Source organism: Butyrivibrio sp. WCD3002 (assembly GCF_000424265.1).
Taxonomy (GTDB): domain Bacteria; phylum Bacillota; class Clostridia; order Lachnospirales; family Lachnospiraceae; genus Butyrivibrio.
Window position 1 is genome coordinate 1 of record NZ_KE384154.1, and the last position, 14,491, is coordinate 14,491.

Annotated in this window: 10 protein-coding genes and 1 pseudogene; 2 read left to right on the forward strand and 9 right to left on the reverse strand. The window is 37.5% G+C overall.

The annotated features are described in order from the left end of the window. Positions 1–84: 84 nt before the first annotated feature. Complete coding sequence (locus tag G608_RS0117760; RefSeq protein WP_026497106.1) at positions 85–1,365, forward strand: IS4 family transposase; 1,281 nt, start codon at positions 85–87, stop codon at positions 1,363–1,365. 1,949 nt (positions 1,366–3,314) lie between these two features. Here G608_RS0117760 and istA read toward each other — a convergent pair. Further along, positions 3,315–4,250 (reverse strand): IS21 family transposase, encoded by a 936-nt coding sequence (gene istA / locus G608_RS21820; RefSeq protein ID WP_051209504.1) that lies wholly within the window; start codon positions 4,248–4,250, stop codon positions 3,315–3,317. Between the two features lie 86 nt (positions 4,251–4,336). On the opposite strand from istA, the pseudogene G608_RS23055 reads away from it, so the two are divergent. Continuing rightward, positions 4,337–4,465: pseudogene (locus G608_RS23055) on the forward strand (glycosyltransferase family 2 protein); the annotation flags it as partial. A gap of 1,030 nt (positions 4,466–5,495) precedes the next feature. Here G608_RS23055 and G608_RS0117780 read toward each other — a convergent pair. The 8 genes from G608_RS0117780 to G608_RS21830 all read right to left on the reverse strand — a co-directional run bounded on the left by G608_RS0117780 (position 5,496) and on the right by G608_RS21830 (position 14,479). Beyond that, positions 5,496–5,675: a hypothetical protein gene (locus tag G608_RS0117780; protein WP_026497107.1), complete on the reverse strand. Its 180-nt coding sequence runs from the start codon at positions 5,673–5,675 to the stop codon at positions 5,496–5,498. A gap of 837 nt (positions 5,676–6,512) precedes the next feature. Further along, positions 6,513–7,628: a non-hydrolyzing UDP-N-acetylglucosamine 2-epimerase gene (wecB, locus tag G608_RS0117785; protein ID WP_026497108.1), complete on the reverse strand. Its 1,116-nt coding sequence runs from the start codon at positions 7,626–7,628 to the stop codon at positions 6,513–6,515. Positions 7,629–7,687: 59 nt separating this feature from the next. Continuing rightward, the gene (locus G608_RS0117790) at positions 7,688–8,509 is read right to left on the reverse strand and encodes a hypothetical protein (protein ID WP_026497109.1); all 822 of its coding nucleotides are present in this window, start codon (positions 8,507–8,509) and stop codon (positions 7,688–7,690) included. Between the two features lie 127 nt (positions 8,510–8,636). Continuing rightward, positions 8,637–9,344, reverse strand: a complete 708-nt coding sequence (locus tag G608_RS0117795; protein ID WP_026497110.1) for a hypothetical protein — start codon at positions 9,342–9,344, stop codon at positions 8,637–8,639. 821 nt (positions 9,345–10,165) lie between these two features. Next, complete coding sequence (locus tag G608_RS21825; protein ID WP_051209506.1) at positions 10,166–10,633, reverse strand: UDP-N-acetylglucosamine 2-epimerase; 468 nt, start codon at positions 10,631–10,633, stop codon at positions 10,166–10,168. 336 nt (positions 10,634–10,969) lie between these two features. Then, a complete protein-coding gene (gene wecB, locus G608_RS0117805) occupies positions 10,970–12,100 on the reverse strand; it encodes a non-hydrolyzing UDP-N-acetylglucosamine 2-epimerase (RefSeq protein WP_026497111.1) in 1,131 nt (376 codons plus the stop codon). A gap of 146 nt (positions 12,101–12,246) precedes the next feature. Continuing rightward, on the reverse strand, positions 12,247–12,975 hold the full coding sequence (locus G608_RS0117810) for an acyltransferase (RefSeq protein ID WP_026497112.1): 729 nt from the start codon (positions 12,973–12,975) through the stop codon (positions 12,247–12,249). A 67-nt stretch (positions 12,976–13,042) separates the two neighbouring features. Continuing rightward, complete coding sequence (locus G608_RS21830; RefSeq protein WP_051209508.1) at positions 13,043–14,479, reverse strand: lipopolysaccharide biosynthesis protein; 1,437 nt, start codon at positions 14,477–14,479, stop codon at positions 13,043–13,045. Positions 14,480–14,491: the final 12 nt, after the last annotated feature.

Genomic DNA, 14,491 nt, shown 5'->3' on the forward strand with positions numbered 1-14,491 from the left:
CTACGCGGCCCTTAATCAATAAGGAGATGTAGTTTCGTGACTGCGAAACACATATCCAGATTACGCAAATTTAGGAGGTTACGTATGGAAAAACATGAAATCTGCAAACTTATCATCCAAAAGATCAAGCAATATATCTCTTCTCCGGACTGCCTGGAAGCTCACCGTGAAAAGAATCACTTCATCAGAAAGCGCAAACTTTCAATGCTCCACCTAGTAACATATCTATTTTATACCACCAAAGCTTCAATGTACCAAAATCTTACAGCAATAAGCGAAGATTTATCACCTGACAATTTCCCTTCTGTTTCTAAACAGGCTGTATCCAAAGCACGTCAACACATCAAGCCACAATTATTTAAAGAGCTCTTCAATTTATCAGTAGATCTTTTCTACAAAAATATCCGAAAACGGAAAACATGGCATGGTTACCATATATTTGCCATTGATGGCTCAAGGCTGGAAGTTCCAAACTGTAAATCTAATTTTGAATTCTTCGGCGAAATGTTCACTGTTCATGACAAGAACCGTAAGTTTTCTTCTGGACTATCCTCTGTAGTATATGACGTAATGGATGACTACATTGTGCATGCATCGCTTCATAAGTACCTTGCATCAGAAAGGGCAGCTGCATTAGATCACATGAAAAACCTTGAGGCTCTTGGTATTTACAAAGATTCAATAATTATATTTGATCGTGGCTACTATTCAGAAAGCATGTTCCGCTACTGTACAGACAATAATCATTACTGCCTAATGCGACTAAAAGAAAAAATCAAACTCACACGCGCCTGCCATGGCGAAAAAGTCACCACTCTTGCCGGTGATCCCAAACTCAAAACATGTGACATTCCAATCCGAGTAATAGAAGTCATACTTGATGATGGCACTGCAGAATATCTTGCCACTAACATATTTGACGAATCTATAACTGTGGATATGTTCCGTGAATTGTATTTCTTAAGGTGGCCAGTAGAGTCAAAATACTATGAGTTAAAGGAAAAATTTCTCCTTGAAGAATTCAACGGCAAAACTACAACCGCTGTATTTCAGGAGTTCTACATAAACCTTTTGCTGACAAATCTTACAGCTCTTATAAAAGGTAGCGCTGATAACATTATTGATACAAAAATGAAAAATGCCACCAAACACAGATATCAAGCCAATCGATCATTTATTATAGGGAGAATTAAAAGGATATTCCCTCGTATACTATGCTCATTGACAGATATCTCCGCAATAGACGACTTGACGGCTACATCAGTAAAGGTAAAATCAATGATTCAGCCAGGCCGAAAATGTAAGCGTCGTAACCTCAAACAAATACGTAGGAAGCATTTTCCAAACCTTAAAACTGCATTCTAACATTTATTGAAACAGAATAATAACCAATCACTCAAGCCCATACTCAGTATAGGCTTATTTGGCATGGATAAAAGTAAACAAAAACCGGAGTCTTTTCTAGCAAGTGGCGTGAGAGACGAAAAATAAAACAAATTGGCCCCCACTCCTCCTATCTTTATGCGATAATTGAATATGTATTCATGTTAAGTTGACGTTAGATAGACCACATTGGTACACGGTTACCGAATGAATCGTAATGGAAAGGATCCATTTGACAACAAGAAACGCGCAGTTTAATGAGCAGGTTAAGCAAGGGAACAGATAAGACCTCCATTACTTACCTCTGATAAAAGCAACAAGCCTGCAATGGATTTCCTGGTACCTAAATGGTGCTGGGAACCCCTTGCAACTTTGTCCAAAATGGACATGCAAGTTTGTCCATTAATACTTTGCAACTTTTTCCAAAAAGCTCTTGCAAAAAACAAACGATACACGGTACCAATGTTAAATCGTCTGTAATCCAGTATTTATGCGGCGCTCAGTATATTCCCATGACACGCAACCCTGCAATGCCTAATTCACATTGTTTGTCAAGGCGCGCGAACAAATGTTCATAAATTGTTAACAGTACACGGTACACCCTTCCCGGAATTTACTGTTACAATCCGGAATTAAAATTAGCACTCAAGTTTGTTAACAGTACACGGTTACCGAATCCAGATCATTTGTCAATAGTCGCAAACAAATGTTCACAAAAAATTCGGAGTACACGGTACCATATTCAGAAAACAAATGTTTACAAAAAATTCGGAGTACACGGTACCATATTTTGACACGCAACCCTGCAATGCCTAATTCACATTGTTTGTCAAGGTGCGCAAACAAATGTTCATAAATTGTTAACAGTACACGGTTACCGAATTCGCACGGTACCATATTAGAAATAAAATAGGAGGGCTAAACCAATGGAAATAATCCTCGGAATAATCGCTGTGTTAAGCTTATGTCTTACCTGCTTTACCGTTGGATACTCCATCGGCAAGGATATCAATAAAACGCAGAAATGACCGCCAGTCCCTGAACAAGATTTGAGCGGTCATTATATCTGCTTAACAATTTAGTTTTGGGCTAACCGTCACGGTGACACCCTTTTTATTACTCTTACGCCTTAATCTTAGCATCTCGCTAGCCTGTTGTCAATTGACATAAATCGTCTGTAATCCAGTATTTATGCGGCGCTCAGTATATTTCCATGACACGCAACCCTGCAATGCCTTCCAATGTATAATTCAGATCATTTGTCAATAGCTGCAAACAAATGTTCACAAAAAATTCGGAGTACACGGTACCATATTAGGATACTCCATCGGCAAGGATATCAATAAAACGCAGAAATGACCGCCAGTCCCTGAACAAGATTTGAGCGGTCATTATATCTGCTTAACAATTTAGTTTTGGGCTAACCGTCACGGTGACACCCTTTTTATTACTCTTACGCCTTAATCTTAGCATCTCGCTAGCCTGTTGTCAATTGACATAAATCGTCTGTAATCCAGTATTTATGCGGCGCTCAGTATATTTCCATGACACGCAACCCTGCAATGCCTTCCAATGTATAATTCAGATCATTTGTCAATAGCTGCAAACAAATGTTCACAAAAAATTCGGAGTACACGGTACCATATTCCAAACAAATGTTCACAAAAAATTCGGAGTACACGGTACCATATTTGCGGAGGTAAAGTCAGTTCATGCGGAATTTACTGTTACAATCCGGAATTTAAATTAGCACTCAAGTGTTTTGAAACGCATAATTCAGATCATTTGTCAATAGTCGCAAACAAATGTTCACAAAAAATTCGGAGTACACGGTACCATATTTGCGGAGGTAAAGTCAGTTCATGCGGAATTTACTGTTACAATCCGGAATTTAAATTAGCACTCAAGTGTTTTGAAACGCATAATTCAGATCATTTGTCAATAGTCGCAAACAAATGTTTACAAAAAGTTCGGAGTACACGGTACCATATTGCTGAAACTGATTTAGTGGTAACTTTATGGGTGTTCATATAATCAGTACAGGAGGCAAGGAGCTTGACGTTTAATTCGTCGATGCTCTTTACCCTTGGCACTGGCACCATAAAGTTCTTTCTTGCATAACCTACAAGGTTTTCAACAAGTCCTTTTTCATTTCCACTAGCTATGTTGCAGAATTCAGTATTAAAGGCATAATGGGCAGCAAATGCTTTGTATCCATCGGTTGCTTTGGCATGTTTTCCAAAGCCTTCTTTGACAGCCACCTTGGCGTTATCAAAGATGAGTCTTGAAGGAACTCCGCCAAAGAAATCAAACATCTTTTGCTGGGCTTCAAGAAAAGACTCCATGTTCTGGGAATAATAAGCCTGAACAAAAACAGCGCAGCTGTTGCAGAGTCTCCCACAGAAGAACTGTACTTTGGTTTTTTGCCCATCAATGTATGCAGTGGCTTCGCCCCAGTCAATCTGACCGGCATCGCCAGGATCATACTCTAGCGGAATGTCTGCCTGTGGTGGGATATCCATTTCAGCACGAAGCGCTTGGACAAGTTTTCTGATTGTTGATTCAGCACCTCGGAAGCCTTTTTCAAAGACAAGGCGGTCATAGATGCGCTTGGCTGTGTGCCACTGTTTTGAGAGATTTTCTTTCTTATCTTCTTCAAGACAGGCACGGGCAAAATCAATAACTTCCTGAGTAACCACCTCAGAGTCCCGATGATACGGTTTCCGCTCATCAGGATGTGTATCGCCTCTGCAATACTTTTTAACGGTCTGCCGGGATATCCCCAGTTTTCTGGCAATGGACCGTATGGATTCGCCATCGTTATAACGGCTGCGGATTTGGTAGTAGAGATCCATTTCAACTATCATCACCTTTCTCCCTTCATGATTTTTTCATACAAAAAAATCATAAAAGGCTCAACGCAAGGTGGTAAACTTTTTCAGTAGCGAAATGGATGAAACTGGTCAACTTTTATAATAGCGTTTACAATGTTGAAATGTACATAAGAGAATGCCTGGATTCAATACTTGCGCAGACCTATAACAATATTGAAGTTATTTTAGTGGATGACGGCTCAACAGATTCCTGTTAACAGTACACGGTACACCCTTGCATTTCTTAGTGCGTCCAAAAGCTTATCATGTTAACGGTACACGGTTAGCTGGTCAGCACATCTCGCCAGCCTGTTGTCAAATGACATAAATCATCTGCAATCCAGTATTTATGCGGCGCTCAGTATATTTCCATGACACGCAACCCTGCAATGCCTAATTCACATTGTTTGTCAAGGTGTACGAACAAATGTTCATAAATTGTTAACAGTACACGGTACACCCTTCTTGGTACACGGTTACCGAATCGTCAAGACACGCGAACAAATGTTCATAAATTGTTAACAGTACACGGTTACCAATTTATGCGGTGCTCAGTATATTTCCATGACACGCAACCCTGCAATGCCTGATTCCCATTGTTTGTCAAGGCACGCAAACAAATGTTCATAAATTGTTAACAGTACACGGTTACCGAATACATAAATTGTTAACAGTACACGGTACCAATGTGTTGTCAAATGGCATAAATCGTCTGCAATCCAGTATTTATGCGGTGCTCAGTATATTTCCATGACACGCAACCCTGCAATGCCTAATTCACATTGTTTGTCAAGACATGCGAACAAATGTTCATAAATTGTTAACAGTACACGGTTACCTGATCCTGATTCCCATTGTTTGTCAAGGTGTGCGAACAAATGTTCATAAATTGTTAACAGTACACGGTTACCGAATGGGACACGATCCCTTTAGACACGGAAGGTTCACCATCATAGTTGATCAAAGGGAAAATAGCCTTTATAGAGCAAACAAAGGGATGCTTTATTAGTGCTACCTTCAATCAGCTATTCAGTATATGATATATGACTATTCATCACCTCTGGCTCCTGTTAAAGAGGTATATCAACAAACAAAAAGCTCATAAATACTGAAATTTGAGCTTGAAATTATAGGAAGGAGAAAAACGGATGTTAGTTCCGCATGATTACTGGATCTTTGAGAATGTGGGATTAAATTCCGCATTCAAGTATCGTCTGTAACCCAGTATTTATGCGGCGCTCAGTATATTTCCATGACACGCAACCCTGCAATGCCTGATTCCCATTGTTTGTCAAGGCGCACAAACAAATGTTCATAAATTGTTAACAGTACACGGTTACCGAATACGGGTCTGTTCTGGCATTGCTTAACAATCTCCGCCCAATGAGCGAGTCTTACTTCATGGGTAATGTTATCCATACTTTGCCTCCTTTAAAAAACTAACTAGTTTTCTTAGTTTTTTTAGTTTTTTAAAGTAAAGCATGAAATGAGGCTTCAGCCTAGGCGGATTGTTTGACGCTTACCTGCGTTCGGTCTCGGATACGCCATCGGACGCAATAGTAAAACACAAGAATAGCCGCCCCGGTTTTGGCAGACTCAGGCGGCTAACTTGTTTAGTCTAATGTGAGGAAGCCTGACCGTTGCCGGTGGCATCCCTTTTTATTTGATCAACTTGTTCTTACGCCTTAATCTTAACATCTCTCCAGCCTGTTGTCAAATGACATAAATCGTCTGTAATCCAGTATTTATGCGGCGCTCAGTATATTTCCATGACACGCAACCCTGCAATGCCTAATTCACATTGTTTGTCAAGGCGCGCGAACAAATGTTCATAAATTGTTAACAGTACACGGTTACCTGATTCATAATACAAAGAAATAAGAGAAAATATAAGTGAAAATTTATCGTGTAAGACTTATTTCTACGTACGTAGAATTTAGTGTTGCAATGTAGAATTCAAAATAGCAATTAACCTTAAATTCCGCATTCAAGTTGTTTGTCAAGGCGTGCGAACAAATGTTCATAAATTGTTAACAGTACACGGTTACTGAATTCCTGATAGATCCATGTGCTTTTGATTGCCTTTGGGTCTATTATCATTCATCTTATCTCTCTTTCTACACAGGCAGGCAATCAACTGCCTGTCTATAATACAAAGAGATAAGAGAAAATATAAGTGAAAATTTAACAGTACACGGTTACCGAATCAAATTCCGCATTCAAGTGCGAAATGGCATTGCCAATGTCAAAAAACAATCATGGCTCCCATGCTCTATACTCTTTCCCCTCCAGAATATCCGCAATTCTCTCGCAGGCATGTCCATCGCCATAAGGATTAACTGCCCCGCTCATAGCTTCATATGCTGCCGGATCTTCCAATAACTGCTTAAAAGTACTATAGATCACCTCTTCATCAGTCCCAACTAGCTTAAGCGTCCCGGCTGTCACACCTTCAGGCCTTTCCGTAGTATCACGCATAACAAGAACAGGCACTCCGTAAGAAGGACACTCCTCCTGAATTCCGCCTGAATCAGTAAGACACAAAAAAGATCTCGCCTCAAAATTATGGCAGTCAAAAACCTCTATCGGCTCAATAATATGAATCCTGTCACATCCACCAAGCTCAGCCTCCGCAGCTTCCCTGACTACAGGGTTCATGTGTATAGGATAAACAGCCTTGCAGTCCGGATGCTCATCAAGAACCCTTCTTATTGCCCTGAACATATGATGCATAGGCTCGCCAAGATTCTCGCGCCTGTGGGCTGTAATGAAAATAAGCTTATCATCCCCTACCCATTCCAGCTCAGGATGTGTGTAGTCCTCTTTAACCGTATGCTGCATGGCATCAATAACAGTATTACCTGTCACATAAATAGTAGACGCCTTCTTCCCTTCTTTTAGCAGATTATCCCTGCTAAGCGGTGTAGGTGCAAAATTGTACTGGCTAACTATTCCCACAGCCTGACGGTTGAACTCCTCCGGATATGGTGAAAAGATATTGTAGGTCCTAAGCCCCGCTTCCACATGTCCTACAGGAATCTGCAGGTAAAAACATGCAAGTGCAGTTACAAATGTAGTCGAAGTATCGCCATGCACAAGAACCACATCTGGCTTAACCTCTTCCAAAACAGTCTTAATTCCATTCAGGATATTTGTTGTAATATCAAAAAGAGTCTGCCTGTCCTTCATAATATTCAGATCATAGTCAGGCACAACTCCAAATGTCTCAAGGACCTGATCCAGCATCTGCCTATGCTGAGCTGTTACACAAACAACAACTTCAAGTCCTTCCCTCTTCTTCATCTCGTTTACAAGAGGACATATTTTTATTGCTTCCGGCCTTGTGCCAAAAACACACATTACTTTCTTCAATTTTTGTTACGCTCCTATTCTAGATTTCTACAACGCATTTGGAAAATGTCATCAATCTCTCATCCAACTTTAAAAGCATCTATCTTCTTATTACGTTCCTGTTGGTCAAGTAAAACAAACAATGATAGCCCCTGCTCATAAATCAAGTCATACCAAGATTCTTTCTCAGCCTGGCTAAGATCTGCAAACTTCTTATTGTATTTAAACGTGTCCTTTGGATCACAATTGTTGTGACGAACGTTCATATTATTAACCAAATAAAAGAAATCATCTGTCTGTGATTTATTCAGTCCTGACAGCACTTTTCTTTTTGGCTCTAATGCATCTGCTAATTGCTTTAGTAATTCCTTTTTTCTTTTTAAATCGCCCTTAAGAAGATAATGGTTATATTCTATGACAATCTCTGCCAATTCAGCATGTTTCTCAGCAACTTCAGTAGCGACAGCATTTTTTTCTACTATCAAGATATCACCATCTATCTCCCTGATCTCAAGTCCAGCCTTTTCTATTGTTGCTTTTATCGTTTCATCCAATGCCTTTATTACTTTTTCCAACGAATCGACTTTGTATTCCCTTAATCCAGCAATCACATTTAAAAGCATTTCACAAAACAGGAGATATTGATTCAAATCTATATTACTGGCAATAATCGCATAGTTTTTAGCTGAGAACCCAAGTTGCACTCGAAGTTCTGTAAACGAAGTATAATTTGAACGTCTCCTCCACTGTCTGAAATTCTTCTCAATCCATGAATTAATGGAAATATGTGTGTGGTAATATATACTCCCATATTCCTCGGCACACATTTTTTCCAGTTTTATATATTCTTTTGGAAAATTATTATCGCGTTCTATCGCTTCAAAAAAATGTACTCTAGCCATATTTCCTTTTCACATTCATCAAAATGAAGATATCTTAGCGTTTTATTCTAAACCAGCATTTTTAAACTGTTCTAAAGCTTTTCTCCAAAAAAACAAAAAATCACCAAAAGCTTAGAGTAAACACTAACTAATTCTTATTTTCCATTTTCAATAGCGGCAACACCTTGGATTCCAAGTACAAAAATTTATTTCTGACAGAATCGTCCGTAGTTGAATTTAAAACGTTTTCTATATATTTATATAACTCATCATACTTTCCCAGCTTATCTCGATTTGTTAATCCATACGCTGAAATGTACTCAATATAATAAAATGCATCATAATCTCTATTCAACAAATTATATGACACTCGCATTTCAGGAAAAGTCTTAATATAATCATCTACTATATCTTTTGTAATGATAATTCTCGGAACGCTAGCATTCTTTTCTTCCATTACATAAGCCTTGACAAAACCTGGTCCAAAAATAATATCATCATCCGAATATAAATTCCCTTTTGCAATTGCTCCCCGCAGCAAAATTGGTGGGTCTAATTCTATCATTCTATTTTGAAAATCCATACAAATAAAGAGTAATTCAAATAATGATTCCGGTATATCAGCTCTTATATAGATACAAACGCTATCAGACATTATTTTAATATTTATGTCTTCATCCGGTATAAGCGGAACAGATTTTTCCTCCCCACCTTCTTCTATGCGTTCATTAAGAACACGCATTGATCTAATAGACTTATATATATCAATGATTTTTTGACAAGTCTCATTCTGTATCAAGTTCTTAAAACCTAGAACATCGATGAACGCAATATAATATTCCTTGTATTCCTCCATATCCTTGTCCTCAAAAGATTCATTTTAGCGGTACAAAGCATCATATCTTCCCATCGCCTCAAAGTATTCACAAGCAAAACACCCAATCATTGTCACTCACAGATAATTGTTTTCCTTACTTATCCTTGATCGGTAACTGGTAACTAAATACATGATCTATGTGTTTCCATTTGTCAACAATATAGCTCAAACATTAATAATTTGTTAACACTACCTGGTACCAATGTCTGTTTTCCAAAGGAAACCTTACTTTTCGTATTCCTCCAGTGCCTTCCATCACCGGCCCAGATTGTGGATCTTTTAGTAGCAATAATTGCAGCGCAGTTAATTCTTCATCGGTCAATCCGATTTCTTTCTGTTAACAGTACACGGTTACCAAATCTCAATGCCTAATTCACATTGTTTGTCAAGGTGCGCGAACAAATGTTCATAAATTGTTAACAGTACACGGTACACCCTTATGGCAAAAATATATGTGTAAGAGTTACTTCTAGACCTCTAGAATTTACTCTTGCAAACTGGAATTAAAATATACATTTAAGTCCTGCAATGCCTGATTCCCATTGTTTGTCAAGGCGCGCGAACAAATGTTCATAAATTGTTAACAGTACACGGTACACCCTTCTACTCTTTGATCATAAGTTAAGTGTTTCTGATTGCCATTATTCATAATTATCTCCAATCTGCACAGGCAGGCAATCAGCTGCCCGAACATTATATAGAGATAAATATCATAAGAGCAATATGGCAAAAATATATGTGTAAGAGTTACTTCTAGGCCTCTAGAATTTACTCTTGCAAACTGGAATTAAAATATACATTTAAGTTTCCAATGTATAATTCAGATCATTTGTCAATAGCCGCAAACAAATGTTCACAAAAAATTCGGAGTACACGGTACCATATTCGTAGATATTATAAGTACGTAACCCTGCTTCAACATGACCAACAGGAATCTGTAAGTAAAAGCAGGCTAATGCCATTACGAAAGTTGAAGTCGTATCACCATGTACAAGCACCAGATCCGGCTTAACCTCATTAAGGAAATCCTTAGCCTTAGACAAAATACTAGTAGTGATATCAAACAGATCCTGCTTTTCCTTCATAATCTCAAGATCATAGTCAGGCTTAATACCAAAAGCTTCACAAACCTGATACAGCATTTCCTTATGCTGACCTGTTGACATCAGTATTGTTTCAAGACCTTCTCTCTTCTTCATTTCTAAATAAAGAGGCGCCATTTTAATCATTTCTGGTCTTGTAGATGCGCATAATACTATACGTTTCATTAAAAAATTAGCTCCTTATCATTTTCTCTTGTGTTAACAGTACATGGTTCACGTTTTCACAGCACTGGCAATACGCGATTCCCATTGTTTGTCAAGGCACGCAAACAAATGTTCATAAATTGTTAACAGTACACGGTTACCGAATTAAATTGTTAACAGTACACGGTTACCGAATAACAGTACACGGTACACCCTTCACGGTACACCCTTACAGAAGTTCACAGACTTTTCTATTGATATACAGTGACGGGCACCAATGTCTGTTCACAAATTGTTAACAGTACACGGTACCAATGTGATGACTTGTTAACAGTACACGGTTACCGAAATGCACGGTTACCGAATCAATACCGTCGGCTCCCAGGGTTTATATTCCTTGCCTTCAAGAATATCTGCGATCCTCTCACACGCATGACCATCACCATAAGGATTGCAAGCATTAGCCATCTTCTTATACTCTTCCTCATTCTCAAGCAATAACTTGAATGTAGAGTAAATAACTTCCTCGTCAGTACCGACAAGTTTCAAAGTTCCGGCATCTACACCCTCAGGTCTTTCGGTTGTATCACGCATAACTAGTACAGGTACTCCGTATGACGGACATTCTTCCTGGATTCCGCCGGAGTCTGTAAGGCATAAAAAGCTACGCGCTTCAAAATTGTGGCAATCAAATACTTCTATTGGCTCAATAATATGGATGCGATCACAACCACCAAGCTCCTGATCTGCTGCTTCACGAACAACAGGATTCATATGTATCGGATACACTGCACGGCAATCCGGATGTTCATCAAGCACACGTCTTATAGCTCTGAACATCTGGTGCATAGGCTCTCCAAGGTTCTCACGTCTGTGTGCAGTTATAAAAATCAGCTTATTATCATCAACCCATTCCAGCTCAGGATGAGTATAGTCCTCTTTAACTGTATGCTGCATAGCATCAATAACAGTGTTACCCGTAACGTAGATTGTGGATTCATTCTTACCTTCATGTAAAAGGTTATCACGGCTTAACTGTGTCGGAGCAAAGTTAAACTGGCTTATTATGCCAACACCTTCTCTATTGAATTCCTCAGGATAAGGACTGTAGATATTATAAGTACGCAGCCCTGCTTCAACATGACCAACAGGAATCTGTAAGTAAAAGCAGGCTAATGCCATTACGAAAGTTGAAGTCGTATCACCATGTACAAGCACCAGATCCGGCTTAACCTCATTAAGGAAATCCTTAGCCTTAGACAAAATACTAGTAGTGATATCAAACAGATCCTGCTTTTCCTTCATAATCTCAAGATCATAGTCAGGCTTAATACCAAAAGCTTCACAAACCTGATACAGCATTTCCTTATGCTGACCTGTTGACATCAGTATTGTTTCAAGACCTTCTCTCTTCTTCATTTCTAAATAAAGAGGCGCCATTTTAATCATTTCTGGTCTTGTAGATGCGCATAATACTATACGTTTCATTTTTAAATTAACTCCTTATCAATTTCTCTTGAAACCTGTTTTTTCGAGAAAAATAAAGTATCTCCATTCGCACTTCTGTTCACAGAATAATAACCATAGTTGCAGGAAGCTTAATCCAGAAATACAAGCTAATTACATAACTGCATTTAATCATCACTATTTGTATTCAAACAGTATTCCAAAAAACAATCATAACCATTAAATATCGGTTCTGATTCAAAAAATGCTTTTCGTACATCTATAGGATCATTACCAGCAGACAAATAATTCTCTATATACTTTGAAAAATTATAATCGTTCCTTGGGATAAACAATGTTGCAAATGCACCAATTTCCTCAATCTTAGGAGGTCTATTGTGAATTCTAATAAAATGATTAACATTTCTAACAGCATCTTGCAAAAAAAGATCCTTGCGCTTTTGATAATAGTCATCTAAAGACATAAGTATTTTTGCAGGAACCCCACCCACTATACAATTACTTGGAATATCACCACAAACCAACGAATTTGCTCCAACTATCACATTGTCGCCTATACTCGATCCCATCAGTATCGTTGAATTCATACCTATAAAACAATTCTTGCCAATATTAACTTCATTTCCACCAGGTAAAAGAATCTCTTTGTGAGTATGTAAAAGAACGCTAGAACTATAATCGTGTGCTAATATAGTACATCCAGATGTTATTTTAGTATAATCTCCAATTTTTATATGATCAATTCTAACAGCATCAACATTTGTTAATTCTGGAGAAAAAAAATATGCACCTATACCAATACTTGCGCCTTTCTTTCTTAAATACTTAACAAATGTTTCCGAATCAACCCTCTCTCTATAAATAATTCTCTTTAGAATCGATTTTAGCACAAACATAGCACGTCTTCTCCGCTTTGTATTTCAAACATAATTAACTGACTTTATGTATTTAACCCTTATAACATCAATGTCTTTTTATCCTGTCACATAATATCCGACCAAACTTTACGATTACATCCATATAGTCTTTTATATATAGCACTATGATTAGCACTGAAAATATTATAGATATATAGTAGTAATAATTATATTCATTCCCCATTACATATGCTTGTAAAAACAATAATACATATACAAAATAATTTTTTTTCTCTACAAATAATCCTATCTTGTTCCTAAGTTCTTTTTCTCGTAAAAAAAACGTAATTCCAAATCCTAAAATCGTGGTGAATGCTGCCCCCATCATGCCCCAATGCATAATAAAAATAAAATTGAGAAGAATATTGGTTATGCTTCCTACTAATGATGTTATAAACAACCCTTTTGTATCTTTTTCAGCTCTAAAACTACTGGCTAAAAAACCCGAAAGACATGCAAACAAATATGCCACCAAAAGCATAGGAACACAATGCCATGCTTCAAAAAACTCTTGCGAAAACAACATTTTTCCTAGTATTTTTGAAAAAGATATAAAAATTGTACATACTAACACATTAAACGAATTATAAAATTTGTATACTACCGATTGATAACTCGATTTATCTTCGTCAGAAACAGATTTGATTACAGAAATAGTCCATGCAGAAGTAAATATATTACTAAAAAGCGTCAACACTGAAGGTATCTTATATGCAACACTATATACTCCACTTTCCGCTAATCCTCTATATGCAATCAATATATACTTATCAGCAGAAGTACTTATCCACCACGAAACCAAAGTAGGAATCATTGGAATACTAAAAAGTAACATATCCTTTAATAATTTTATATTGATCCTTGCACGTCTAAAACTAATTTTTCCAAATAAAATGATATAAAGCGCAGATAAATAATAACCAAGAGCAATCGATAAGAGGTATGCAGTAAGTCCCCACTTCAAATATAACAGCCCAATAACATTTGTCAGCACTACTACAACAGTTTGTAATATACCAGAAAATGCAAAAACTCTTGTATTCCCTATACCTTTTATATATTGTGACATGACTTGCTGCAAATTAAAGCCAAAATAAATCACTGCAAACCAAATACAATATGATTTAAGAGGCTCCAGCAAATCGAATGATTGACTAAGCATGCCCATCGCAGGCATGAATGCAATAACAATAATCTCGCTAAGTACTATTACTATAAGAGAATTAGCTAACACTTCTTGAACCGAAATATCCTTATCAAATGCGAATCTAAGTGTAGCTTCCATAATACTCAATGTAAGTATTGGATATAATAAATTTATGGTATTAGTTATAAAATCAGCAATTCCATATTCTGTAGTAGTTAATACAGATGTATATAAAGGAACCATTAGAAAAACTAATATTTTTGAAGCAAAGTTGCTAATCAAAAATGCTGTCGTATCTGAAAAGAGACTTTTATAACGTTGTGACTTTTTATTCATTTAATGTACTCC

Coding starts and splice junctions, on each gene's coding strand:
- G608_RS0117760 (WP_026497106.1), top strand. CDS start 85: ATGGAAAAACATGAAATCTGCAAACTTATCATCCAAAAGATCAAGCAA.
- istA (WP_051209504.1), bottom strand. CDS start 4,250: ATGATAGTTGAAATGGATCTCTACTACCAAATCCGCAGCCGTTATAAC.
- G608_RS0117780 (WP_026497107.1), bottom strand. CDS start 5,675: ATGGATAACATTACCCATGAAGTAAGACTCGCTCATTGGGCGGAGATT.
- G608_RS0117790 (WP_026497109.1), bottom strand. CDS start 8,509: ATGGCTAGAGTACATTTTTTTGAAGCGATAGAACGCGATAATAATTTT.
- G608_RS0117795 (WP_026497110.1), bottom strand. CDS start 9,344: ATGGAGGAATACAAGGAATATTATATTGCGTTCATCGATGTTCTAGGT.
- G608_RS21825 (WP_051209506.1), bottom strand. CDS start 10,633: ATGAAACGTATAGTATTATGCGCATCTACAAGACCAGAAATGATTAAA.
- wecB (WP_026497111.1), bottom strand. CDS start 12,100: ATGAAACGTATAGTATTATGCGCATCTACAAGACCAGAAATGATTAAA.
- G608_RS0117810 (WP_026497112.1), bottom strand. CDS start 12,975: ATGTTTGTGCTAAAATCGATTCTAAAGAGAATTATTTATAGAGAGAGG.
- G608_RS21830 (WP_051209508.1), bottom strand. CDS start 14,479: ATGAATAAAAAGTCACAACGTTATAAAAGTCTCTTTTCAGATACGACA.